Raw genomic sequence first — 20,079 nt, forward strand, 5'->3', positions numbered from 1 at the left:
CTGCATATATGTGCAGATGGAGGGTGGACAAAGGTGAGAAGAAGTTGGCTTAGTGCTTTTCAAATCGCTGCAGTGTATGTTGGAACCATTGTTGGCGCAGGTTTTGCAACAGGAAAGGAGATTGTCCAGTTTTTTACACAATTCGGCTGGATAGCAATAATCACCATACTTATTAGTGGAGTTCTTTTTATTTGGTTGGGAACAAAAATGATGATACTGTCAAATCGCATAAATGCAAGCTCGTACAAAGAGTTTAACGAACATTTATTTGGTAAAGCAGCAGGTACTTTTGTCAATCTTTTTATGCTTGTGATATTAATTTGTGTTGGCGCAGTCATGCTCTCTGGAGCCGGTGCAGTATTTGAAGAGCAACTTGGCTGGTCCTATCAGATTGGCCTTTTCATTACGATGCTCTTGTCTGTAGGGGTTGTAATATTAGGGGTAAAAGGGTTGGTAGGCGTTAACGTTATAGTAGTACCTGTTATGATTACATTCAGTCTTATTATTGCAGGCAATGCTATTATGGATAATGGCTTGTCATTCTTAAGTCTTTCTCCATTAAAAGAGGGAATAAAGGGTTGGTTGGCTCCATTTATGTATGTTTCTTTTAATCTTGCGATGGCTCAGCCTGTACTTGTTCCATTAGCAAAAGAAGCAAATGATGATTGGGTGATTAAACGCGGTGGAATCATTGGTGGTGGCATTCTTTGCTTTATTCTTATTACATGCCATATTTCCATTGCATCTCTTCCTAGTTTTCAGGTTTTTGAAATACCAATGGCAGAAGTAGTAAAACTAAGTATGCTTTCTTTTTTTGGCTTCTATGTTTTCGTCATATACGGAGAAATTTTCACTTCTGTCGTTAGTGATATTTTTGGTCTACAAAGACAGTTGGAAAGTATGCTAGGCATATCCAAATATCTCATTACGATTGTATTAGTAAGTATTATATATATGATAAGCCAAATTGGATATGGCAGCTTAATCGAGCATCTCTATCCATTCTTTGGTTACGTAAGCATGGTTTTTCTCTTGCTGCTTATTATTAGAAAATAGACCTGGCGCAACATATAATTCTAAGCGCCAGGCTAGGTAACCTTAAAAATTGAGTGGTAAAATGCCTAGCAGCCAAAGATCAAAAACTAAGTGAGAAACAATAATTAGCACAAGAGATTTTTTCCATTGATATAAAATGCCCCAAACTAGACCTGCAAAAAGAGCAGCTGCCATCAGCATAATATTTCCAGTCCAAACATGGGCAATAGCATACAATATAGCCGCCGTTAACACGCTAAACCATGCTCCGAATTTAATCGTAAACTGTTTAAGTATATAACCTCTCCAAAAAATTTCTTCACCAGGAATAATAATAAGGATAAGTACAGCATAATGCCACCAAGATGTGGGGCCAACGATACTGTAAAGATCCCAAATATAAGAAGTTAATGGGAAAGGAATTATTTTTATACTTACATATGTAAGAAGAAAAAATGCGTACAATACAGTTCCGCTAACTACACCCCAAACAATAAGGGAAGTTGTTAAGGAAACCGAAAGATTGACCTTTTGTTTTCCTAGAAGAATGATCGAAATGATTGATAATATGAGCAGCGAGATAGGGAAAAGATACCAAAAATAGGTAGTAAATAAAAAGCTTCCTCCTATCAATACATTTGCTAAAACCCATATCGGTATAATTTTTCTCAATAAATGCAATGAAACTCCTCCATAAATCTTCTTTTACCCTATTTTAACAGAAACCTTCCAACAGTAAATGAGCATACTATTTGGGAAAAGGGATGAAAAGGAGCGGTAAACATGACTCAATCAAAAAAGCAGCAAGAAAGACAATGGAATACGAGAAAAGAATTACAAAATCCGCATGGGAAAGTAAAAAGTTTTGAAGAATTGTCTGATATGAATGAAAAAAAGAAATAAAAGTAAAGCCATTCCAACAATGGAATGGCTATTTTAATGGGTATATTGTGTAGTGATAAAAAGCATACTATTGGAAGATATTACAGGAAATGAGGATGCAGCCTTGAGAGCTCAACATGAAAAAAAGAGATATGTTGCCAGCATAAGTCCCTATACTACTAGTATCCTGCACTACCGGAAACCTTTTGTAGTCGCGTGGTGGGGAGCTGCATTCCCTGGATTTGGCCACTTCATGTTATCAAAGTACTTAACAGCTTTTATATTAATTTCCTGGGAAGTGATTATAAATAATTTAGCCCACTTAAATGAAGCAATTTTTCTTTCCATGCTTGGCAAATTTGATGAGGCGATTTCTGTTCTTGATCAGCGTTGGATTATTATATATGTTTGCATGTATGTTTTCTCCATATGGGATAGCTATCGCCTTACGATTGAAATGAACAAACACTGTACATTGGCGTACCATGAAGGCTTACCTGCGATGGTAAAAAACACTTCTTCTACAGAAATTAATGTGATTGATAAGAAAAACCCACTGCTTGCCCTTCTATGGTCTTTGTTAACGCCAGGTCTTGGTAATCTTTATGTTACAAGGGTGATATCCGTTATTTTTGTTTTGACATGGTGGCTTGTCATTACCTATGAAGCGAATGTATTTCCTGCAATTCATTTAACAATGGTTGGGAAATTTGAGGAAGCAACCAATATTTTGGTTCCACAATGGCTGTTATTTATACCTTCTATTTATTGTTTTGCTGCCTATGATTCATACGTAAGTGCAGTGGAAATTAATAATTTTGTTGATAGGTATTTAGGAAGAGAGTTAAAGAATAAATATCAGGATCGTCATTTCAAAATGCCGATATAGAAAAGGGCTGGAACGTAATGTATATTTTCGCTACCTTCAAATACAATACGGAAATTGAGCTTACATTACAGGAGCTAGAGGAATTAGGCTTGAGAAAGTATCAAATAATGATTGTTCCATTGGACAAAGTGGAATTTAATACTAAAACAATTGATTCTATGCATAGAACTGATGGTAGAAGCCTAATAGATTTAGCTGCGATATTTGGCATTATTTTTATGCTTTTAGGCGTTATTTACGGGTATGTATTGTCATTAGGACCAATTTTATGGGGACTTTTCGGTTTGTTATTTGGTTTTGTTTCTGGTTTTTTAGTAGATTATTTTTTCACCAAAAAAAGTGAGAGTAAAAGGAAGAAGCAAGGATCAGATGCGGATTTAATTCTTATGATCAGATGTCCTATAGAGAAGCAAGAAAAAGTGAAAGATATCCTTTGGAATAATCTTGTACTTGGAGTAGGAGTCGTGGATAGATAATGCGAGCGAGGTATGAGGAAGAATGTACTCTTAAATTATTCATGCTTTTTTTGTAGAAACTATCGCGGAATTATGGTATAGTAACATAGTTAATTTAATAGCAATCTTTCGTCTTAACGAGGACGAAAGGAGAGGTTCTAGCAAATACCCTCTATAAAAAACTAAGGACAGTTGTAAACTATATTCCTTCCTTAGGATATAGTTTTTTCATTTTTATAGACGTTTTGCATATGCGCTGAGCCTATTCATGTGGGCAGCGCATTTTTTTCGGTAAATGGAAGGAGAGGTAAACCATGAAACCAATAGAGAAAGCAATGGTTGTGTTTAGTGGCGGTCAAGACAGTACTACTTGTCTTCTTTGGGCAATGAAAGAGTTCGATGAAGTGGAAGCAGTTACGTTTCACTATGGCCAACGACACGAATTAGAAATTGAGTGTGCGAAAAGTATTGCCGAAGAGCTAGGTGTTAAGCACAGAATTCTTGATATGTCCTTGCTAGGTCAGCTTACACCAAATGCACTAACAAGAGATAATATTGAAATTGAAGAAAATGAGGGAGAACTGCCTAGCACATTTGTAGATGGGAGAAATCTCCTGTTTTTATCATTCGCCGCTGTTGCAGCAAAGCAAATAGGTGCAAAACATATAGTTACAGGGGTTTGTGAAACAGATTTTAGCGGATATCCGGATTGTCGAGATGTATTCATTAAATCTTTAAATGTAACATTAAATTTATCTATGGATTATCCTTTTGTTATTCATACTCCATTAATGTGGTTAAATAAAGCAGAAACATGGGAGCTAGCTGATCAGCTTGATGCACTAAGCTTTGTTCAGGAGCGAACTTTGACATGTTATAACGGTGTGGTGGCGGATGGTTGTGGGGAATGTCCGGCATGTAAACTTCGCAAGCGGGGTCTCGATGAATATTTGGCTTTGAAAAATAAAGGAGTTGCTTCATCATGATTCAACAGATATACCCTCAAGTGCAACACGATTTTACTTACGAACTAAATAAAGATTTGCAGATAGCTGCTGCACATTATATTCCAACTGAATCAGCTGGAAAATGCAAACAACTACATGGTCATACGTATTTTGTAAACGTAACGGTTGCTGGTGATCAGCTTGATGATGCGGGATTTTTAGTGAATTTCCAAGTATTGAAAAAGCTATTACATGACAAATTCGACCATACAACACTAAATGATCATACAGATGTTTTCAATAATAAGGATTCTAATTATTTTCCTACTACTGAAGTGGTGGCAAGAGTAATGTGGGAAACAATAGAACATCATCTTCAAAAATTGCCATCCAAACCAACCTGCTTACAAGTGTTTGTGAGGGAAACACCTACAAGCTATTGTATTTACAGGCCTAAAAAGGGAAGGACTGCGCAATGAGTCATACCATACCGGTTTTAGAAATATTTGGTCCGACCATTCAAGGAGAAGGAATGGTTATAGGCCAAAAAACAATGTTTGTCCGGACTGCCGGATGTGATTATCGCTGTTCTTGGTGTGATTCTGCTTTTACTTGGGATGGGACAGCTAAGGATGATATCGTCATGATGACTGCTGATGCCATCTATGACAGACTTCGAGAACTTGGGAGAAATGCATTTAATCATGTCACTATATCTGGCGGAAATCCTGCACTCTTAAAAAATATAGATAATCTAATTAATATTCTACACAGCCAGGATATTAAGGTAGCATTAGAAACACAAGGAAGCAAATGGCAGGACTGGCTTTTAGAAATAGATGATTTAACAATATCACCTAAACCTCCAAGCTCGGGTATGAATACAAATTTTGAAGTGCTTGATGATATGATAAATCGTATCGAAAAGAGTAAGGCTTCTCTAAAAGTAGTCGTGTTCAATAAGGAAGATTTGACCTATGCCAAACAAGTGCATAAAAGATATCCAGGTATCTCTTTTTATGTACAGGTTGGCAATGAAGACACTGTGACAGAAAATGATGAAAAATTAGTGAAAAAGTTGTTATCACAATATGAGTGGCTGATTGACCAAGTAATGAATGACGATGAAATGAACAATGTTCGCGTACTTCCACAATTGCATACACTTGTGTGGGGAAATAAACGCGGAGTATAAAAGGAGAGATTACGAATGTCTGGAAGAAAAGATTCAGAGCTGGAGGGTGTAACCCTTCTTGGCAATCAAGGAACAAACTATTTATTTAATTATTCTCCCGATGTATTAGAAACATTTGAGAACAAACATCCTAATAGAGACTATTTTGTTAAATTCAATTGCCCAGAGTTTACTAGTCTTTGTCCAAAAACGAACCAACCGGATTTTGCCACGATATACATCAGCTATATTCCAGGTAAACTAATGGTAGAGAGCAAATCATTAAAGCTATACCTTTTTAGCTTTAGAAATCATGGTGATTTCCACGAAGACTGCATGAATATTATCATGAATGATTTGATTGAACTAATGGACCCTCGTTATATTGAAGTATGGGGCAAATTTACCCCACGTGGCGGTATATCCATTGATCCATACACAAACTACGGAAAGCCTGGTACAAAATATGAGGAAATCGCTCAATACCGCCTGATGAATCATGATATGTATCCTGAAACGATAGATAATAGATAAACAGCGATGGTTTGATAGATAATAAGGGACTGCCAGACAAATGTACATACTTGCTGGACAGCCCCTTTTTTATTTTACTTTGAAATGTGCTGTAAATTAGATGTTTGTGAATTATTGCAAAAGGGTAAAAAGATGTCACACAATTATATAAAACCTTAGTATATAAATTAAAGAATAAATGGTATTGGGAATTAAGCTACAGAGTAATCAGATTGTCAAAGGACGGATCTGAAGATGCAGAAGAAAACTAATCCAAAAACCAGAAAAGTTGTGAAGTAAGGTAAAGATGGTTTAAAGTAATATTAAAAAGAAGAGGAGTAACAATACATGAAGCATGAGCGAAAAGCTTTATTGATTGGAGCTACTGGATTAATAGGTTCCTTTCTCGAAAAAGAAATTTTGGGGAATTCAAACTATAGCACACTAACTACACTTGTGAGAAATGCTACAAATCATGTCCATCCAAAATTAAATGAAGTTATTGTATCATTTGATAATCTATCCAATTACAAAGAGTTTTTTCATGTGGATGATTTGTTTATTGCGTTGGGCACAACTAGGAAAAAAGCAGGTTCAAAAGCAAATTTTGTAAAGGTTGATTTAGAATATGTGCTGATAGCTGCCCAACTAGCAAAAATATCAGGTGTAAAAAGGGTTGCAATTGTGTCAGCAATTGGTGCTGATTCAAATTCACTATTCTTTTATAACCAAGTAAAAGGTAATATGGAAGCAGCGGTAAGTGAATTAGAAATTCCTTCGACCTATTTTTTTCGGCCATCCCTATTATTAGGACCTCGAAATGAATTTAGATTTGGAGAGAAAATGGGAGAAGGAATGGCAAGATTTATGAATCCTCTACTTAGGGGGAAATGGAAGAAATACCAGGCTGTTCATGGAGAAGATGTGGCGAAATCAATGGTGAAATTCTTAAAGGATGCAAGAAATGGGAGACATGTAGTAGAATCTGATCTAATAAAACAGATCGGTGCGTTGTGATATTTTCTCGTTTTTATTTATTGAATTCGGGGAATAAGAATAAAAAAATGTAGGAGTGTCAAATATGTGCCAATCCAAAGAATTTAGAAGAATTCGTAAATCTGGCCATTTAACCATTCCCAAATCTATTAGAGAGCAATTGCAAATAACCGATGGAGATGTATTAATGATTATGGAACGACCATTAGGTTTACTGATGAAACAGATTGAAGAAGAACATGTTTTTAACGAATCTATCGTGTCCAATAATGGGAAAGTAAATATTCCGATTGAGATAAGAAGAAATTTAAATATCAATGAAGAAACACACTTTTCCGTTATGCTTGATGAAGAAAATTCTGCAGTCGTTTTAGAGATTATTAATGGGTAGAGAAATTTAGAGTGGACAATAACATACGAATAAAACGCATAAAATCGAATACACAGATTTTGATTTCATGCGTTTTTTATTCTTCCATGATGCAAAAGTAATCGTCGCTATTTTTTAATTATAAATCTTTAATTATTTTGTAATTTTTATGGTTTACTACAGTCCGTTGTTCTAACTCTAAATCACGATAATTATTCATATAAGTAAGATCCACAATGACAGAGTTCTCGTTTACCTTTTCGACAATTCCTTTTAGACCTTCTCTAAATTCGATAATGTTTCCAACTTCTGCTTTTTTCAACTAAATCTCCCCCCAGAATATCTTGTCGTCCATTTTTTATTTTTAGGACAGTTGATTAAAAGTGTTTACATTCAGTTTGCATTATTTTTGTAAAAACGTAAATAGATTCCACGTGTTTTTTCTAAATTTTCTATAAATTATTACCCAAGTTTTAATCATGTAACAAAATTTGATGGATGTTCATATATTATTTGCAGGGCTAACTGATATGCCCTATTCATTTTATTCCTTATCCCCCATGGAATCCCTTCTCTTGCAGAAGGGATTTTTTTGCATGAACTATAAAGGATTACCATTCTCATGAAAAAGGAAAAATGATAAAATAATGTTCAGTAATGAAAGGATGAGAAAAATGAATGAAGCATTAGTTAAGGATATTTTAGATAAGTTGAAAAATGGTGAATTACATGAATACAGAGTACAAAAAGAAGATTTTATGGCTTTTAGAGAAATACTCGTAGCAAGAGAGGACTTTAAACATTTTAGAGGAATCGCTAAGCATAAAGGTGAAGTTATATACCAATATTTACAGGAAGCTAGAAGCTGATATTGTAGTAGCGGCGCCTACAACCACCGCTACTTTTTATCATTATTCAGATGAATCTAAAATCAACATATAAATTCTTTTTTTAACTTTTTGATTGCTTCTCTTCTCCAAGACTTTACTGCACTAATTGATACACCTTCTTCACTTGCAATTTCATGGACTCTTTTGTCTTTGAATATAAATCCTTCTACCCACTTCCGTTGGTTTTTAGTTAAACAATTTAAACTAAACTCCAAAAATGATGGAAATGAGTAGATTGGTTGTTCAGGAATATAAAGAGTACAAACATTTATTTCTTGCCACCTAGCTTCTTTATTTAATTTATTTAGTAATTTTCCCCGGATGGAAGAATATGCATATGAAGTAAATGTCCCTTTATTGATGTCAAAGGCAAGGGATGCTTCCCAGAGAGCGATGGTTCCTTCGTGGAAATAGTAATCTTTATCTTTATGGATATTTAATGTATTCATAATATGGTGTATCATGGGAGTATACTGGTTTAATATTACTTCGAAACAAGGTTTCAATATAGGTTTCCTAACGAAAGCCTGCTTTCAATTATTACCGGTATCGTAAAGATAAGGGGAAATTCATTAATTTACACTTTCCCATTTTATAAATATATTGGTTTCTATATTAAGTAAATAGGCCATTTCCTTAAGCAGTGAAAGTTATATGAAGGTATATCTTTAAGGGGAATACGCCATTCTGAATAAAAAGGAGTAATGGATATGGAACACAAAAAAGAAGATAAATTAGCCAATCAATCTATGTTCCTTTGGAAAAATGGTGAAGATCAGACTGTTCAAGGGTTTTTAGTATTTCCTGACAACATACCTGATATAAAATATATAAAGAAGCTTTTACGTCATATGTATCTCGAAAAAGAAATTTTTAAAATGTCCATTTGGTTTGAAGGAGACGTCATTCAGATAGTTGGTCGAATTCAATCATTTCGATATACAAGCAACAAACTAACCATAAAAGATTTAGATAAGAACATCTACCATATTCGCATCTTTGATGTTATTGAAATTGTTAGACGTCCTAATAAATAATTCGTGAAGGAGTCCTGTAAGGGGCTCTTTTTTATTTTGTTTTACTGTTACTACAAGAATAGTGAAGTATATTCCAGTACTTTCTAGGGAAAATAAAAAGGAAATTTCCGCTAATTCCGTCTTATTTGTAGGCTTTTTTAAAGCTTACGTCTATTAGAACGTGTGAAAAATGGCTTCAGGTCCTTTTTGTTGATTTTGCTTTAAAACTTACTCTTTGCATTAATGGTGAAAAAGAGCACTTTTATATTTAAAAAAAGTTTGTAAAAACAGCCTAAGAGAAGGGAGAAAGTCACTGTGAAAAACCTTTTTAAGAAACTTTTTACAGGCAGTAAAAACCTATCGTCTGATAAAGTGGAAAGCATGTCCGTCACAGAGTTATTGTTACAGATGAATAAATCAGTTGACTTTCTTAGATTCTCCAATGTTACGAATGATGGAAGTAAAAAGGTATGGGTGAATTACTACTATACATTAATCGATACAGATTTTTTACATCGTGATATTTTGAACCATATTACATCAAGGCCTTGGTCAAATCTCCAGGACCTAAAAAATATCTTACCTATCGAAGCAGTGACGATCAGTTCGGATTCGAAAGAAATTTTAGAGAAAATGTTAACTGGATTTATTTTTGTCCAAATTGGTGAGCATGATAAATCAGGTCTATTAGTGCGCTCGGAATTCGTTCAAACCCGTGCTGTGTCATTGCCTGAAGTAGAATTCAGTGTAATTGGTCCAAAAGAATCGTTTGTTGAAAATGTGGATTCTAATATTAATATGATTAGACGCAGACTTAGTACTCCAATGCTCACTATAGAAGAAAAGCTCCTTGGAACAATGTCTAGAACGAGAATAGCTACAATGTATATTGAGGGAATTGTCAACAAAGACAACGTAAATATCGTTAAGACTCGATTAGATGAAGTGCAATTTGATCATATAAATGACAGTTCATATATTGCACAGTTAATTTCTGATAATGATAATACAATCTTCCCTCTTTTACTTGACTCAGAAAGACCAGATCGGGTAGTTTCAGCTCTTGCAGAGGGTAAGGTTGTTATACTTGTAGACGGTTCTCCGCATGGTCTTATCGGACCAACGACTTTAGTAGAATTTTTCTCCTCCTTTGAGGATTATTACATAAGTTATTTCCTAGCATCTTTTTTTAGATTGATTAGATTATTTGGGGTAGCATTTTCCATATTGGTTACTCCACTATATGTAGCAGTTCTTACCTATCATTATGAATTAATTCCAAAAGACTTACTTAGTACGTTAATCTCCTCTAGAAGAGAGGTCCCACTACCACCTATATTAGAAGCCATTTTTTTAGAGTTGACGATTGAGCTCTTGAGAGAGGCCGGTGCACGACTACCCACCAAAGTAGGTCAAACGATCGGTATCGTGGGAGGGATTGTTATCGGGACTGCTTCTGTTGAAGCTGGACTAACTAGTAATGTACTCCTTATTATCGTTGCTTTAGCAGCACTTGCTTCCTTCACCACACCTGTATATAAAATGGGCAATACCATTCGCTTATTGCGTTTTCCATTTTTGCTGTTTGCACAATTATGGGGGCTCCTTGGAATAGTATTTTGTTTCTGTATTTTAGCAGCACACCTGCTAAGGCTTACATCACTAGGAAGACCATATCTGGAGCCTATTTATCCACCAAGGGTAACTGACATGAAAGATGCCTTATTACGCCTTCCATTCTCCATGCAAAAGGAACGGCCAGGACAATTGAGAACCCAAAAACCGCAACGAACCATTAAGCAAAAGCAAAAATTTAAAAAAGATATTGACGAATAATCTCATATGAAAGGAGGCAGTACATTGCAAAAGATCCCGACTAATTTTCAGATTTCTCCGTTTCTAGTCTTTTTCTTAATTCATGGGACTCAATTTGGTGTAGGGGCTTTAGGATATCAGCGTATCATTGCAATGGCTGCCGGCTATGATGCATGGATAGGCATCATCCTTTTTGGGGCTCTCACCCATATTATCGTTTATATGATATATAAAATATGTGAAAAGAGTAATGGAGATATTGTGAGTGCCCATCGTTTAGTTTTCGGTAAGTGGATTGGGAATATATTCAATTTGTTTTTTGTTTTTTATTTCATTTTTACTGCTGTTACCGTATTGCGTTCATACATTGAGGTTGTACAGGTTTGGTTGTTTCCAGATCTTAAAACTTGGTTTTTTTCATTGATTTTTTTAATGTTAGTCTTTTACTTAATTACTGGTGGTTTCAGAGTTATTACAGGTATAAGTTTTTTAGGAGTGGTCCTTCCTTCCTATCTTGTTTTGACCATTATTATGCCATTGGAGTATGCAAATTTTCGGAACCTCTTACCGATATTTGATCATCCTATTAAAGATATTTTAAAATCAGGAAAAGATATGACATTGAGCATGTTAGGTTTCGAAGCATTATTACTTTATTATCCTTACATAAAAAATCCAGAAAAGTCTAAGAAATGGGCACAGTTTGGTATTTTTATTACGTCCTTTATATATCTTGTATTTGCACTTGTTACTTTTGCTTACTTCAGCGAAGGGAAGCTACAAAAAAATATATGGGCTACTCTTTCCATTTGGAAAATAATCGAGCTGCCTTTTGTTGAAAGAGTGGAGTATATAGGAATTGCTAACTGGTGTCTTATCATTTTGCCAAATGTATGCATCTTCTTATGGTGTTCAAGTAGATTAGCGAAAAGAATGTCCGGTTTAAAACAAAGAACTACATTAATATTTATTACGCTCGTTGTTCTTATTTTAATGACTCAATTTGAAGACAGGAAACATATAAATGATTTGAACAAATACATAGGAGAGGTAGGGTTCTATATGGGGTATGTTTATATTCCTATCTTGTTTTTATTTGTAACTTTTGTATATTGGAGAAAGGGGAAAAAGAAAAATGCGCCTGCTTAGAATAATATGTCTCCTGTGTATTTTCCTTTGCCTATGTGGTTGTTTGGAGAAAGAGATTGTCGATGATATAAATATTGAATCTGTGGAAGGCTTTGATTTGATTGAAGAGGATCTAATTGTAGGGACATTTTTGGTTCCAGTTTATAAAGCAGATAAAACGATTGAAAATGAGACATTCAGTGCGGTTGCACATTTAAATAAAGACATTTTGCGAAATGCACAAAAGGAGTCGTCTGCGCCAATCGTAAACGGTAGTGTACAGGTAGTTCTATTTAATAAAGCGCTAGCGGAAAGAGGAGTTATTGAGTTAATGGATGGGCTGCAGAGGGATTCAAGTATCGGAACGGGTTTATTTGTTGCAGTAGTAGATGGACCTTCAAAAGAAATATTAGAAGAAAATCTTGGGGCAAGAGGAACTGGAGAGTACATATATGATTTAATTGAACATAATATGGATCGGCGAGATGTACCTAAAATAAATATGCATATATTTTTATCAGACTATTTAGAAAAAGGGAAAGATGCCAATTTGCCAGTCTTGAAGAAAACGGAAAATAAAGTAGAGATAATTGGAGTGGCAGTACTGAAGGGTGATAAGTATGAAATGCTCATTCCTAATAGTCAATTATTTTACTTTAAAATGCTAGTTGATAAGCATACAGATGGTTCTGCTGCTTTTAAAGTCCCTAATAAGGAGGAGTATGTTTCAGTAAAAAGTATTAGTTCTGACAGGAAATTTAAAGTGAAATGGAAAAATGGTATGCCATATATAAACATCCATGTTGAGGTGGACGGCGCCTTAAGAGAATTTACCGGCAATAAAGTTACGCCTGAAAAATTGTTGGAATTTGAAAAATTGTTTGAAGAAAAAATAATAGCTGAGTCGGAATCCATGATACAGGAATTTAAGCAAAGAGGGGTGGATCCAGTAGGCTTAGGCTATGAGGTGAAATCGCGAACAAGAGGCTTTGATTATAAAAAATGGAAAGATCAATTATATCCAGAAGTAAATGTTACAGTAACTGCAAAAGTGAGAATTATTAGTACAGGTATAACTGAATAGGCAAATATGAGATCCCTGAATATACTATGATATAACCTAAGATGGAGGGGTCCTGATATGCCTCAGAAGGTTTTATTGTTTTGTGATCCAGGAATTGATGATTCACTTGCCATTATGTATGCACTTCTAAATCCAAAGATTGACTTAATTGCAATTGTAACAAGCTATGGAAATATCGACCAAAATCAAGCGACACAAAATGTAGCTTATCTGTTAGAACTTGCAAATAGAAAAGGTGTCCTTCTTATAAGCGGAGCAAAAACACCTTTAACAGGAGAATTTACTCCCTTTTATCCAGAAATTCATGGTGAACAGGGGCTTGGTCCAATTAAGCCGCCATCCACAATAAAGGGAGAACTACTTAATTTTGATACTATATTTAAAGTGATTGAGAATTATAAAGAAGAGTTGGTCATAGTTGATATAGGTAGATCAACATCACTTGCGATAGCGTTTAATCTTGCCGGAAAAGAGACAATGAATATTGTGAAGGCTTATTTTATAATGGGAGGAGCATTTTTAACTCCAGGAAATGTAACACCTGGAGCTGAAGCCAATTTTTATGGTGATCCAATTGCAGCAGGAATTGTGATGAGTTCAGTAAAAAATGGCGTTTTATATCCTCTCAACGTTACAAATGATGCAGTTATTACTCCTGTTATGATTGAGAAAATAGTAGCAACAAAAAACAACCCTTATCAAGCGTTAATGAATGACATTTTCCAATATTATTTTGAAGCATATAAAAAACTAGTACCTGGGATAGAAGGCCCTTCATTACACGATGTCATGACCTTATTTGCAGTCACAACTCCTCAAGCATTCAAATACGTAGAAAAAGTAGTGACGATTGGTTTGGCTGAAGGTAACCTACGTGGAGTTAGTATGGCGGATTTTAGACCAAAGCCAGAAGAGGAGGGCAATAAAATTACAATTGCATGGGAGTTTGATTATCAAGCTTTTGCCGATGATTTCATAAAAGTCATGTCTGGTCCTCTCCCAATTAATGAAACTACCAGAAAAAAGTCTTAACTTTTTACCAGAAAAAAGTCTTAACTTTTTACCAGAAAAAAGTCTTAACTTTTGTGGTGGGATGGTATTTACATTACTTAAAACAATTCGTTTTCAGTTGAAAATATATAATAATAATTCCTTCATTAATTCCTAAGGTACTGATTTTTTTCTACTCCTGATTGAATTGGTTTGTTATGATAAAGTTATAAGAATGTTATGAACAAAAAGGAGTAGTATCCATGTCTTTTCGCCAATGTCCAAACTGTAAAGAAAAAATGAACTATAAAACAAAATTAACATCAGTATTCTTCGGGTACCGTCCAATTACTTGCTCAAATTGTGGAATTGTGTATGAGGTGGATGAAAAATTCCGATTTATTCTCTCACTTTATACGGTTATGATTCCTATTATCCTTGTATATTCATTTAGTGCTGCTGCAGGTATTCATTCTAGATGGATACAAGTACTGCTTGTGCTGGCATTAGGAACTCTAGGAGTTTTATATGCTGCAACAAAAGTACGCTATAACAAAGCCAAACATCAACCAATAAACGAAAATGTTAATAACAAATAAAAACGAGAGGGGGCGACCCCTCTCGTTTTTATTTGTCACTACATAGGTCGTTATACTTTATCAAGGACCCAGATTAAAAAAGCTGCAATGATGACTAGTGAAATCATATGAAGAATAAAAGAACTTAAAAAGTCTTTTAACACAATAAAATAATGAAACCTGCTTTTTTTGTTATTTCGGACAATCCTTCTCGCTCTCGTATCCATCACTTCACTCCTACATACATGAAGAAATTTGTAAGTATATTATACAAAAAATTCAAACAAATAAAAAAGAATTAAGTAGAATTTTGTAAAAAAAACAAATTTTATGTACAACAGTAGTATTCTACCTTCAAAATCCAATCCTAGCAATAATTTTATCGATATAATAATGAAGATTATTTGTATAGACGCTTTTTTAAAAAGTAATTGTTATTAATCCCTAAAAAGTTGGCTGCAAGATTTTCTGGCGAATTCAAGGGGAAATGAACACGACTGTAACGATATTTACCAGTTTCTTGCAAAATCCGTAAAAGCACCTAACGTTTACGAAATTGCATTATAAAAAAACTTGTGATTTTTACTTGTCATAGTGTACTATTTAACTAGAACACTATGACAGGGGGATGAAATATTAATGAGTGAAGCTTTTTGGGGATTGATGAAAAAAGAATGGCTAATTACAAAACATATTTTCTTTATATTGTTGACTGCTATGATTTGTGTCTGGTTTACAGCAGTAGTATGGAGTGTATTTCAAACAAACAGTGATCTAGCCTGGATTATCACTGCAATGTTGGTGTCTGTTCATGTGATCTATCTAGTGATGATTTTCGGGTCAGGTTTGGAAATGGAAGCAAAAACTCAGCTGTGGTTACATAATCCTCTGCCAGCTAGAATTCTGCTAGCAAGTAAATTAGCAACTGGTTTCTACATGCAATTGATAAGCGGTTTACTAACCATGATAATGTTCGCTGTTACATTCCTGTTAGGGAAAGCGGAGATTATTAGTTACTTTGAGGTTCCACCTAAAGTAATCGCTATTTCTTGGGTTCAAATAATATTACTGAGTTTGGAATTAGCAATGTATTATTTGTTCTATTGGACAGCATACCAGGCAATGTATAAAAATTATTATTTGAAAAAAATGAGAGTACCTCTCCTGATATTTCTTATCGTAGCAAGTCAAATCTTGTTTGTTTTTATAAACAAGCAAATAATAAGTGGTTTAGAAACTCTAGTCCCTTTATCTATAGAGCTTCCAGTCGCATTTTCTTTTAATATATCAGGTTCTGGAGTAGGAGCTATCGCACAAGCGGAAACGACATCTTTTTTAGGTATTATTTTTTCAATCGGAAAAATTGTTGGTTTCTTTTATTTATCAGCTTGGATTCTTCATAGGGTGGTGGAAGCTAAGTGACAACCCAATATGATACAAATAAGCCAATCTATCTTCAAATTATCGAAAATATAAGCAAAAAGATAGTTCGTGGTGAACTGATAACGGGTGAAAAACTTCCATCTGTAAGAGATATGGCTATTAAATCGAGTGTCAATCCAAACACCATTCAACGGACTTACAGTGAATTGGAAAGGATGGGAATTGTGGAAACAAAACGGGGACAGGGGACATTTATAACAGAAAATAAAGGGATGATTAGACAATTAAAAGAGGAATTGGAAAATAAAGTGGTAGAAGGCTTTGTACAGAATATGAAAGATATTGGTGCAAACGAAAAAGAAATAGTAGAAAGTGTGGTTAAGTACTTGGATCTAGTCAAAGGGGGAGGAAATCATTGATACTATTTAAAGATGTTAACAAATCATATGGGAGAGATATAGCTTTAAAAGATGGTGATTTAGCTTTAGATAAGGGGAAAATAATTGGAATTCTTGGACCAAATGGTAGTGGAAAATCAACCAGTCTTAAAATGATAGCCGGCTTAGTAAGACCTGATAAAGGAAAAGTAACAATTGATGGTGAGGAAGTTACTAGGCAAATTGCTCACAAAGTTGCCTATTTGACGGAACTTGATGTCTATTATGAAGCTTTAACTGTCATAGATATGATTAATTTCTATCACTCTCAATTTAGCGACTTTAGCATGGAAAAAGCGGAAAAACTTTTGATGTTTATGAATCTAGAAAAAAACAAAAAAATAAAAGACTTATCAAAAGGAAATAGAGGAAGATTAAAGCTAGTTCAGGCACTCTCCCGTAATGCAGCATATATTCTCTTGGATGAACCGTTTTCAGGATTGGATCCAATGGTAAGGGATTCCATTGTGACAAGTCTAATAAATTTCGTTGACTTTGGGAATCAGACCATTATTATTGCCACACATGAGATTGATGAAGTAGAATCACTGCTGGATGAAGTCGTACTAATAAAAAATGGAAACTTTATTGCTCATAAAAACGTAGAAGAAATAAGGGAGAAAGAAGGGCTTTCTATAAAAGAGTGGTTGATTAGCAAACTTAAGGAGTAGGAGGGTAGAAGATATGTATTATTATACTGGATTATTGGTGAAAGACTGGAAAATTTCCATGAAAGGCCAATGGCAAACTTTTTTATTACTACTTCTTTTGTGGCTGCTAGGTTTAGGAGCAAGCATACATTGGAAGTCGCCTGACATAGTTCTAGGAATAAGTTTGACACTTATTGGCATTCACATTTTTTATATTAGTGTCGATATGCTATTAAACTTCGGAGCTGAAATGAAATTGAAAATCTGGCTACATAATCCCGCTTCTTCTTCTGCTATGCTTACAAGTAAATTAACCATCTCACTTTTAAATTGCTTACTTTCTATTTTCTACTGTGTCTGCTTTTATGCATTTTCTTGTATCCTATTTGGGGAGTCTTTTCTTCAAGGAAAAAGCTTATATGATGCGCTTGCATTAATATGGACTATTATAGGAATTGCAGTGTACCTAGGGATATGGACCTTGTTTTTCTGGTCTTTATTCACCGCCTTGAAATCAAATCGCCTTGCGTATTGGAGATATGTGATATGCGGTATCTTTGCGTACATTCTTTTACGTTTACACCTTCATTTTTTTTCAAGTGAATGGTTTAGCATACTTCAATCCTTAGGAACATTTCAAGCGTTTGGAATCAGTACATCGGTTATACAACAGGATATGTATTATCAGGAAGTAGCTATGGGAGTCCAGATATCCAATTTCTCCATTGCTTTATTTATTTTATTTAGTGTACTTAGTATTGTAGTCTTTTTCTTCACGGCGAAAAACATTACAAAAATAGAAATCTAACAGGAGGTCATAATTTTATGGAAAAAGTTGCGATAAAACTTTCTAATGTTTGTAAGGATATAGGTAGTAAGCAAATAATTAAAGATGTTTCTTTTGAAGTCTATGAAGGGGAAGTTTTTGGTTTTCTTGGCCCAAATGGTGCAGGTAAAACGACAACCATTCGGATGATGGTAGGTCTTATGAGCATTACTTCTGGTGATATTCAAGTATCTGGTGCTAGTATTAAAACGAATTATGAAAAAGCGGTCGGACAAGTCGGAGCAATTGTTGAAAATCCGGAAATGTATAAATTCCTGACAGGTTATCAAAACCTTATGCAATACGCTCGAATGGTGCCAGGTGTTGCAAAACAAAGAATTGAGGATGTAGTAAATCTAGTCGGGTTAAATGGTCGAATCCATGAAAAAGTAAAAACTTATTCCTTAGGGATGCGCCAACGTCTAGGCATAGCACAAGCATTATTGCATAAACCAAAAGTACTTATTCTTGACGAACCGACAAATGGACTTGATCCTGCTGGTATTAGAGAAATTCGTGACTACTTAAGAGGACTTGCAAAAGAAGAGGGAATGGCAATCGTCGTCTCCAGTCATCTTCTATCAGAGATGGAATTAATGTGTGATCGCGTTGGTATCATCCAAAAAGGGGAATTGATTGATATTCAAACCATCAGAGATTTTATACAAGATGGGAAATCCTTCTATCAATTGGACTGTGTTCCGTTAGAAAAAGCAATTGAGCATGTAATTCAAAAGGAATTCACTTATACGGTTGTAGATGAAAAAATTCATATGGAAATAGACCGTACAGAAATACCTGAACTCATTAAAAGTCTAGTTGGAATTAATGTTGACGTATATGGAATAAAAGAAATGACGAAATCCTTGGAAGATAAGTTTCTTGAAAAGACATCTGAAGAAAGGGGGGCATAACAATGAAAAATCTAATTGTGAATGAATTGATAAAGTGGATTAAGCGACCTAGTTTTTATGTCATGAGCGGTATTTTAGTATTATTGAGTATAATTGGCGTTGTTTTAACCATTATGGTAGGGCCGATGATGGATGGTATGAACTCTTCAAATGAAGAACAGCTAAATTGGAGAGAAACGCTTGAGCAAGAAAATCAATATTTGGAATCGTCCATTATAGATGGAGATGAACGAGAAACAGGTCATCTTGAAAGACAATTGGCAATCAACGAACACCGCTTAGAACATAATATGGAGCCATCAAGTAAAACCTCTGTGTGGTCTTACATAGATGAAAACCTTGGACTTACGAGCTTAATTACTTTATTTGTCGTCATAATTGCAGGGGGCATGATCGCGAGTGAGTTTACGTGGGGAACAATTAAGTTATTGATGATCCGCCCAATCAGCCGAAGTAAGATACTTGTGGCCAAATATTTAAGTGTCTTAGTATTTATGGTTATTTTCCTAGCTATTTTCTTTATCACCTCCTTCATCACAGGTGCGATTGCATTCGGGTTTGATAGTACACCATTTCTTTTATATTTAAATGGTGAAGTTTATGAAGTTTATCCACTTTTATTTCTATTACTAAAACTTGGGCTACAAAGTATAGGTATTGTCATGTTTGCAACTATCGCTTTCATGATCTCAAGTGTATTCCGCAACAACTCATTAGCAATTGGAATCTCACTTTTTCTATTGTTTACAGGAACCCAAATTACAGCCTTGGTTTCAATGAAATTTGAGTGGGCAAAGTATTCACCGTTTGCCAATATTCATTTTCAAACATTCTTGGACGGCATGCCAATGGTAGCGGGAGTGAATTTCTGGTTTTCTGTTGTGATGTTTTTCATTTACTTTGTAATCTTGCATGTCGTAAGTTTCCTAACATTTGTGAAACGAGATATTGCAGCGTGATGAACCCGGCTAAGGCCGGGTTTTTATTTATTTTCGCATATTAGTAATCGTTGCTTTCAAAATTTAAGTTAAGTTCTAGGAATTTACTTTTGAGTAGCTGCTCGCATCGCAGGTTGTCCAAGAATTGCAGCTTAGTGGTGGATTTCCA

At 34.8% G+C, this 20,079-nt stretch carries 27 protein-coding genes and 1 riboswitch; of the genes, 23 read left to right on the forward strand and 4 right to left on the reverse strand.

The genetic code is table 11. From position 1 onward, the window contains the following. The first annotated feature begins 33 nt into the window (after window positions 1–33). Entirely contained in the window at window positions 34–1,056 is a 1,023-nt protein-coding gene (locus tag LRP81_RS06715) for a YkvI family membrane protein (RefSeq protein WP_230500489.1), read from the forward strand. A gap of 42 nt (window positions 1,057–1,098) precedes the next feature. On the opposite strand, the gene LRP81_RS06720 is transcribed toward LRP81_RS06715, so the two are convergent. Next, window positions 1,099–1,716: a CPBP family intramembrane glutamic endopeptidase gene (locus tag LRP81_RS06720; protein ID WP_230500490.1), complete on the reverse strand. Its 618-nt coding sequence runs from the start codon at window positions 1,714–1,716 to the stop codon at window positions 1,099–1,101. A 102-nt stretch (window positions 1,717–1,818) separates the two neighbouring features. Between LRP81_RS06720 and LRP81_RS06725 the strand changes: the two genes are divergently transcribed. From LRP81_RS06725 to LRP81_RS06765, 9 genes are all read left to right on the forward strand, one after another. Beyond that, on the forward strand, window positions 1,819–1,938 hold the full coding sequence (locus tag LRP81_RS06725; RefSeq protein ID WP_230500491.1) for a DUF6254 family protein: 120 nt from the start codon (window positions 1,819–1,821) through the stop codon (window positions 1,936–1,938). A 52-nt stretch (window positions 1,939–1,990) separates the two neighbouring features. Then, the gene (locus LRP81_RS06730) at window positions 1,991–2,806 is read left to right on the forward strand and encodes a hypothetical protein (RefSeq protein ID WP_230500492.1); all 816 of its coding nucleotides are present in this window, start codon (window positions 1,991–1,993) and stop codon (window positions 2,804–2,806) included. A 17-nt stretch (window positions 2,807–2,823) separates the two neighbouring features. Next, a complete protein-coding gene (locus LRP81_RS06735; protein ID WP_230500493.1) occupies window positions 2,824–3,282 on the forward strand; it encodes a hypothetical protein in 459 nt (152 codons plus the stop codon). Window positions 3,283–3,407: 125 nt separating this feature from the next. Next, a riboswitch (PreQ1 riboswitch) is annotated at window positions 3,408–3,453 on the forward strand. A 122-nt stretch (window positions 3,454–3,575) separates the two neighbouring features. Then, a complete protein-coding gene (gene queC / locus LRP81_RS06740; protein WP_230500494.1) occupies window positions 3,576–4,247 on the forward strand; it encodes a 7-cyano-7-deazaguanine synthase QueC in 672 nt (223 codons plus the stop codon). Next, complete coding sequence (gene queD, locus LRP81_RS06745; protein ID WP_230500495.1) at window positions 4,244–4,687, forward strand: 6-carboxytetrahydropterin synthase QueD; 444 nt, start codon at window positions 4,244–4,246, stop codon at window positions 4,685–4,687. The genes queC and queD overlap by 4 nt, the downstream gene beginning before the upstream one ends. Further along, window positions 4,684–5,403 carry a 7-carboxy-7-deazaguanine synthase QueE gene (queE, locus tag LRP81_RS06750; protein ID WP_230500496.1) on the forward strand — a complete coding sequence of 240 codons (720 nt, stop codon included), beginning with the start codon at window positions 4,684–4,686 and terminating at the stop codon, window positions 5,401–5,403. The genes queD and queE overlap by 4 nt, the downstream gene beginning before the upstream one ends. 15 nt (window positions 5,404–5,418) lie before the next feature. After that, window positions 5,419–5,916, forward strand: a complete 498-nt coding sequence (gene queF, locus LRP81_RS06755) for a preQ(1) synthase (protein ID WP_230500497.1) — start codon at window positions 5,419–5,421, stop codon at window positions 5,914–5,916. 327 nt (window positions 5,917–6,243) lie between these two features. Continuing rightward, window positions 6,244–6,912, forward strand: a complete 669-nt coding sequence (locus tag LRP81_RS06760) for an oxidoreductase (protein ID WP_230500498.1) — start codon at window positions 6,244–6,246, stop codon at window positions 6,910–6,912. Between the two features lie 64 nt (window positions 6,913–6,976). Then, entirely contained in the window at window positions 6,977–7,282 is a 306-nt protein-coding gene (locus LRP81_RS06765) for an AbrB/MazE/SpoVT family DNA-binding domain-containing protein (protein WP_230500499.1), read from the forward strand. 118 nt (window positions 7,283–7,400) lie between these two features. Here the strand turns inward: LRP81_RS06765 and LRP81_RS06770 are convergent, their stop codons facing one another. Next, window positions 7,401–7,583, reverse strand: coding sequence for a YkvS family protein (locus LRP81_RS06770; protein WP_230500500.1), 183 nt, complete (start codon window positions 7,581–7,583; stop codon window positions 7,401–7,403). Between the two features lie 352 nt (window positions 7,584–7,935). Here LRP81_RS06770 and LRP81_RS06775 point away from each other — a divergent pair, with 352 nt between their 5' ends. Then, window positions 7,936–8,130: a hypothetical protein gene (locus LRP81_RS06775; RefSeq protein ID WP_230500501.1), complete on the forward strand. Its 195-nt coding sequence runs from the start codon at window positions 7,936–7,938 to the stop codon at window positions 8,128–8,130. Window positions 8,131–8,192: 62 nt separating this feature from the next. Here the strand turns inward: LRP81_RS06775 and LRP81_RS06780 are convergent, their stop codons facing one another. Continuing rightward, entirely contained in the window at window positions 8,193–8,657 is a 465-nt protein-coding gene (locus LRP81_RS06780; protein ID WP_263458229.1) for a sigma-70 family RNA polymerase sigma factor, read from the reverse strand. Window positions 8,658–8,861: 204 nt separating this feature from the next. Between LRP81_RS06780 and LRP81_RS06785 the strand changes: the two genes are divergently transcribed. From LRP81_RS06785 to LRP81_RS06810, 6 genes are all read left to right on the forward strand, one after another. After that, complete coding sequence (locus LRP81_RS06785; RefSeq protein ID WP_230500503.1) at window positions 8,862–9,188, forward strand: hypothetical protein; 327 nt, start codon at window positions 8,862–8,864, stop codon at window positions 9,186–9,188. A gap of 360 nt (window positions 9,189–9,548) precedes the next feature. Next, window positions 9,549–11,003 carry a spore germination protein gene (locus LRP81_RS06790; protein WP_399207253.1) on the forward strand — a complete coding sequence of 485 codons (1,455 nt, stop codon included), beginning with the start codon at window positions 9,549–9,551 and terminating at the stop codon, window positions 11,001–11,003. A 24-nt stretch (window positions 11,004–11,027) separates the two neighbouring features. Continuing rightward, window positions 11,028–12,131, forward strand: coding sequence for a GerAB/ArcD/ProY family transporter (locus LRP81_RS06795; RefSeq protein ID WP_230500505.1), 1,104 nt, complete (start codon window positions 11,028–11,030; stop codon window positions 12,129–12,131). Between the two features lie 43 nt (window positions 12,132–12,174). Then, the gene (locus LRP81_RS06800; RefSeq protein ID WP_230500506.1) at window positions 12,175–13,194 is read left to right on the forward strand and encodes a Ger(x)C family spore germination protein; all 1,020 of its coding nucleotides are present in this window, start codon (window positions 12,175–12,177) and stop codon (window positions 13,192–13,194) included. Window positions 13,195–13,251: 57 nt separating this feature from the next. Next, window positions 13,252–14,226: a nucleoside hydrolase gene (locus tag LRP81_RS06805; RefSeq protein ID WP_230500507.1), complete on the forward strand. Its 975-nt coding sequence runs from the start codon at window positions 13,252–13,254 to the stop codon at window positions 14,224–14,226. 221 nt (window positions 14,227–14,447) lie between these two features. After that, window positions 14,448–14,783, forward strand: coding sequence for a TIGR04104 family putative zinc finger protein (locus LRP81_RS06810; protein WP_230500508.1), 336 nt, complete (start codon window positions 14,448–14,450; stop codon window positions 14,781–14,783). A gap of 50 nt (window positions 14,784–14,833) precedes the next feature. On the opposite strand, the gene LRP81_RS06815 is transcribed toward LRP81_RS06810, so the two are convergent. Continuing rightward, a complete protein-coding gene (locus LRP81_RS06815) occupies window positions 14,834–14,989 on the reverse strand; it encodes a hypothetical protein (protein ID WP_230500509.1) in 156 nt (51 codons plus the stop codon). Window positions 14,990–15,401: 412 nt separating this feature from the next. Here LRP81_RS06815 and LRP81_RS06820 point away from each other — a divergent pair, with 412 nt between their 5' ends. From LRP81_RS06820 to LRP81_RS06845, 6 genes are read left to right on the forward strand one after another with little or no spacing between them, the layout of a single operon-like run. Beyond that, entirely contained in the window at window positions 15,402–16,184 is a 783-nt protein-coding gene (locus LRP81_RS06820; RefSeq protein ID WP_230500510.1) for a hypothetical protein, read from the forward strand. After that, a complete protein-coding gene (locus tag LRP81_RS06825; RefSeq protein WP_230500511.1) occupies window positions 16,181–16,564 on the forward strand; it encodes a GntR family transcriptional regulator in 384 nt (127 codons plus the stop codon). Before LRP81_RS06820 ends, LRP81_RS06825 begins: the two co-directional genes overlap by 4 nt. Further along, the gene (locus LRP81_RS06830) at window positions 16,561–17,253 is read left to right on the forward strand and encodes an ABC transporter ATP-binding protein (RefSeq protein ID WP_230500512.1); all 693 of its coding nucleotides are present in this window, start codon (window positions 16,561–16,563) and stop codon (window positions 17,251–17,253) included. The genes LRP81_RS06825 and LRP81_RS06830 overlap by 4 nt, the downstream gene beginning before the upstream one ends. A gap of 13 nt (window positions 17,254–17,266) precedes the next feature. Then, a complete protein-coding gene (locus tag LRP81_RS06835) occupies window positions 17,267–18,040 on the forward strand; it encodes a hypothetical protein (protein WP_230500513.1) in 774 nt (257 codons plus the stop codon). 17 nt (window positions 18,041–18,057) lie between these two features. Next, the gene (locus LRP81_RS06840; protein ID WP_230500514.1) at window positions 18,058–18,972 is read left to right on the forward strand and encodes an ABC transporter ATP-binding protein; all 915 of its coding nucleotides are present in this window, start codon (window positions 18,058–18,060) and stop codon (window positions 18,970–18,972) included. A 2-nt stretch (window positions 18,973–18,974) separates the two neighbouring features. Further along, window positions 18,975–19,931: an ABC transporter permease gene (locus tag LRP81_RS06845; protein ID WP_230500515.1), complete on the forward strand. Its 957-nt coding sequence runs from the start codon at window positions 18,975–18,977 to the stop codon at window positions 19,929–19,931. Window positions 19,932–20,079: the final 148 nt, after the last annotated feature.

Origin of the sequence: Sutcliffiella rhizosphaerae (genome assembly GCF_917563925.1) — a bacterium.
GTDB classification, from domain to species: domain Bacteria; phylum Bacillota; class Bacilli; order Bacillales; family Bacillaceae_I; genus Sutcliffiella_A; species Sutcliffiella_A rhizosphaerae.

What these genes read in the sequence shown, in the direction of transcription:
- LRP81_RS06725 (WP_230500491.1), top strand. Translation starts at nt 1,819, where the DNA reads ATGACTCAATCAAAAAAGCAGCAAGAAAGACAATGGAATACGAGAAAA.
- LRP81_RS06735 (WP_230500493.1), top strand. Translation starts at nt 2,824, where the DNA reads ATGTATATTTTCGCTACCTTCAAATACAATACGGAAATTGAGCTTACA.
- queC (WP_230500494.1), top strand. Translation starts at nt 3,576, where the DNA reads ATGAAACCAATAGAGAAAGCAATGGTTGTGTTTAGTGGCGGTCAAGAC.
- queD (WP_230500495.1), top strand. Translation starts at nt 4,244, where the DNA reads ATGATTCAACAGATATACCCTCAAGTGCAACACGATTTTACTTACGAA.
- queE (WP_230500496.1), top strand. Translation starts at nt 4,684, where the DNA reads ATGAGTCATACCATACCGGTTTTAGAAATATTTGGTCCGACCATTCAA.
- queF (WP_230500497.1), top strand. Translation starts at nt 5,419, where the DNA reads ATGTCTGGAAGAAAAGATTCAGAGCTGGAGGGTGTAACCCTTCTTGGC.
- LRP81_RS06760 (WP_230500498.1), top strand. Translation starts at nt 6,244, where the DNA reads ATGAAGCATGAGCGAAAAGCTTTATTGATTGGAGCTACTGGATTAATA.
- LRP81_RS06765 (WP_230500499.1), top strand. Translation starts at nt 6,977, where the DNA reads ATGTGCCAATCCAAAGAATTTAGAAGAATTCGTAAATCTGGCCATTTA.
- LRP81_RS06775 (WP_230500501.1), top strand. Translation starts at nt 7,936, where the DNA reads ATGAATGAAGCATTAGTTAAGGATATTTTAGATAAGTTGAAAAATGGT.
- LRP81_RS06785 (WP_230500503.1), top strand. Translation starts at nt 8,862, where the DNA reads ATGGAACACAAAAAAGAAGATAAATTAGCCAATCAATCTATGTTCCTT.
- LRP81_RS06790 (WP_399207253.1), top strand. Translation starts at nt 9,549, where the DNA reads ATGTCCGTCACAGAGTTATTGTTACAGATGAATAAATCAGTTGACTTT.
- LRP81_RS06805 (WP_230500507.1), top strand. Translation starts at nt 13,252, where the DNA reads ATGCCTCAGAAGGTTTTATTGTTTTGTGATCCAGGAATTGATGATTCA.
- LRP81_RS06810 (WP_230500508.1), top strand. Translation starts at nt 14,448, where the DNA reads ATGTCTTTTCGCCAATGTCCAAACTGTAAAGAAAAAATGAACTATAAA.
- LRP81_RS06815 (WP_230500509.1), bottom strand. Translation starts at nt 14,989, where the DNA reads ATGGATACGAGAGCGAGAAGGATTGTCCGAAATAACAAAAAAAGCAGG.
- LRP81_RS06820 (WP_230500510.1), top strand. Translation starts at nt 15,402, where the DNA reads ATGAGTGAAGCTTTTTGGGGATTGATGAAAAAAGAATGGCTAATTACA.
- LRP81_RS06835 (WP_230500513.1), top strand. Translation starts at nt 17,267, where the DNA reads ATGTATTATTATACTGGATTATTGGTGAAAGACTGGAAAATTTCCATG.
- LRP81_RS06840 (WP_230500514.1), top strand. Translation starts at nt 18,058, where the DNA reads ATGGAAAAAGTTGCGATAAAACTTTCTAATGTTTGTAAGGATATAGGT.
- LRP81_RS06845 (WP_230500515.1), top strand. Translation starts at nt 18,975, where the DNA reads ATGAAAAATCTAATTGTGAATGAATTGATAAAGTGGATTAAGCGACCT.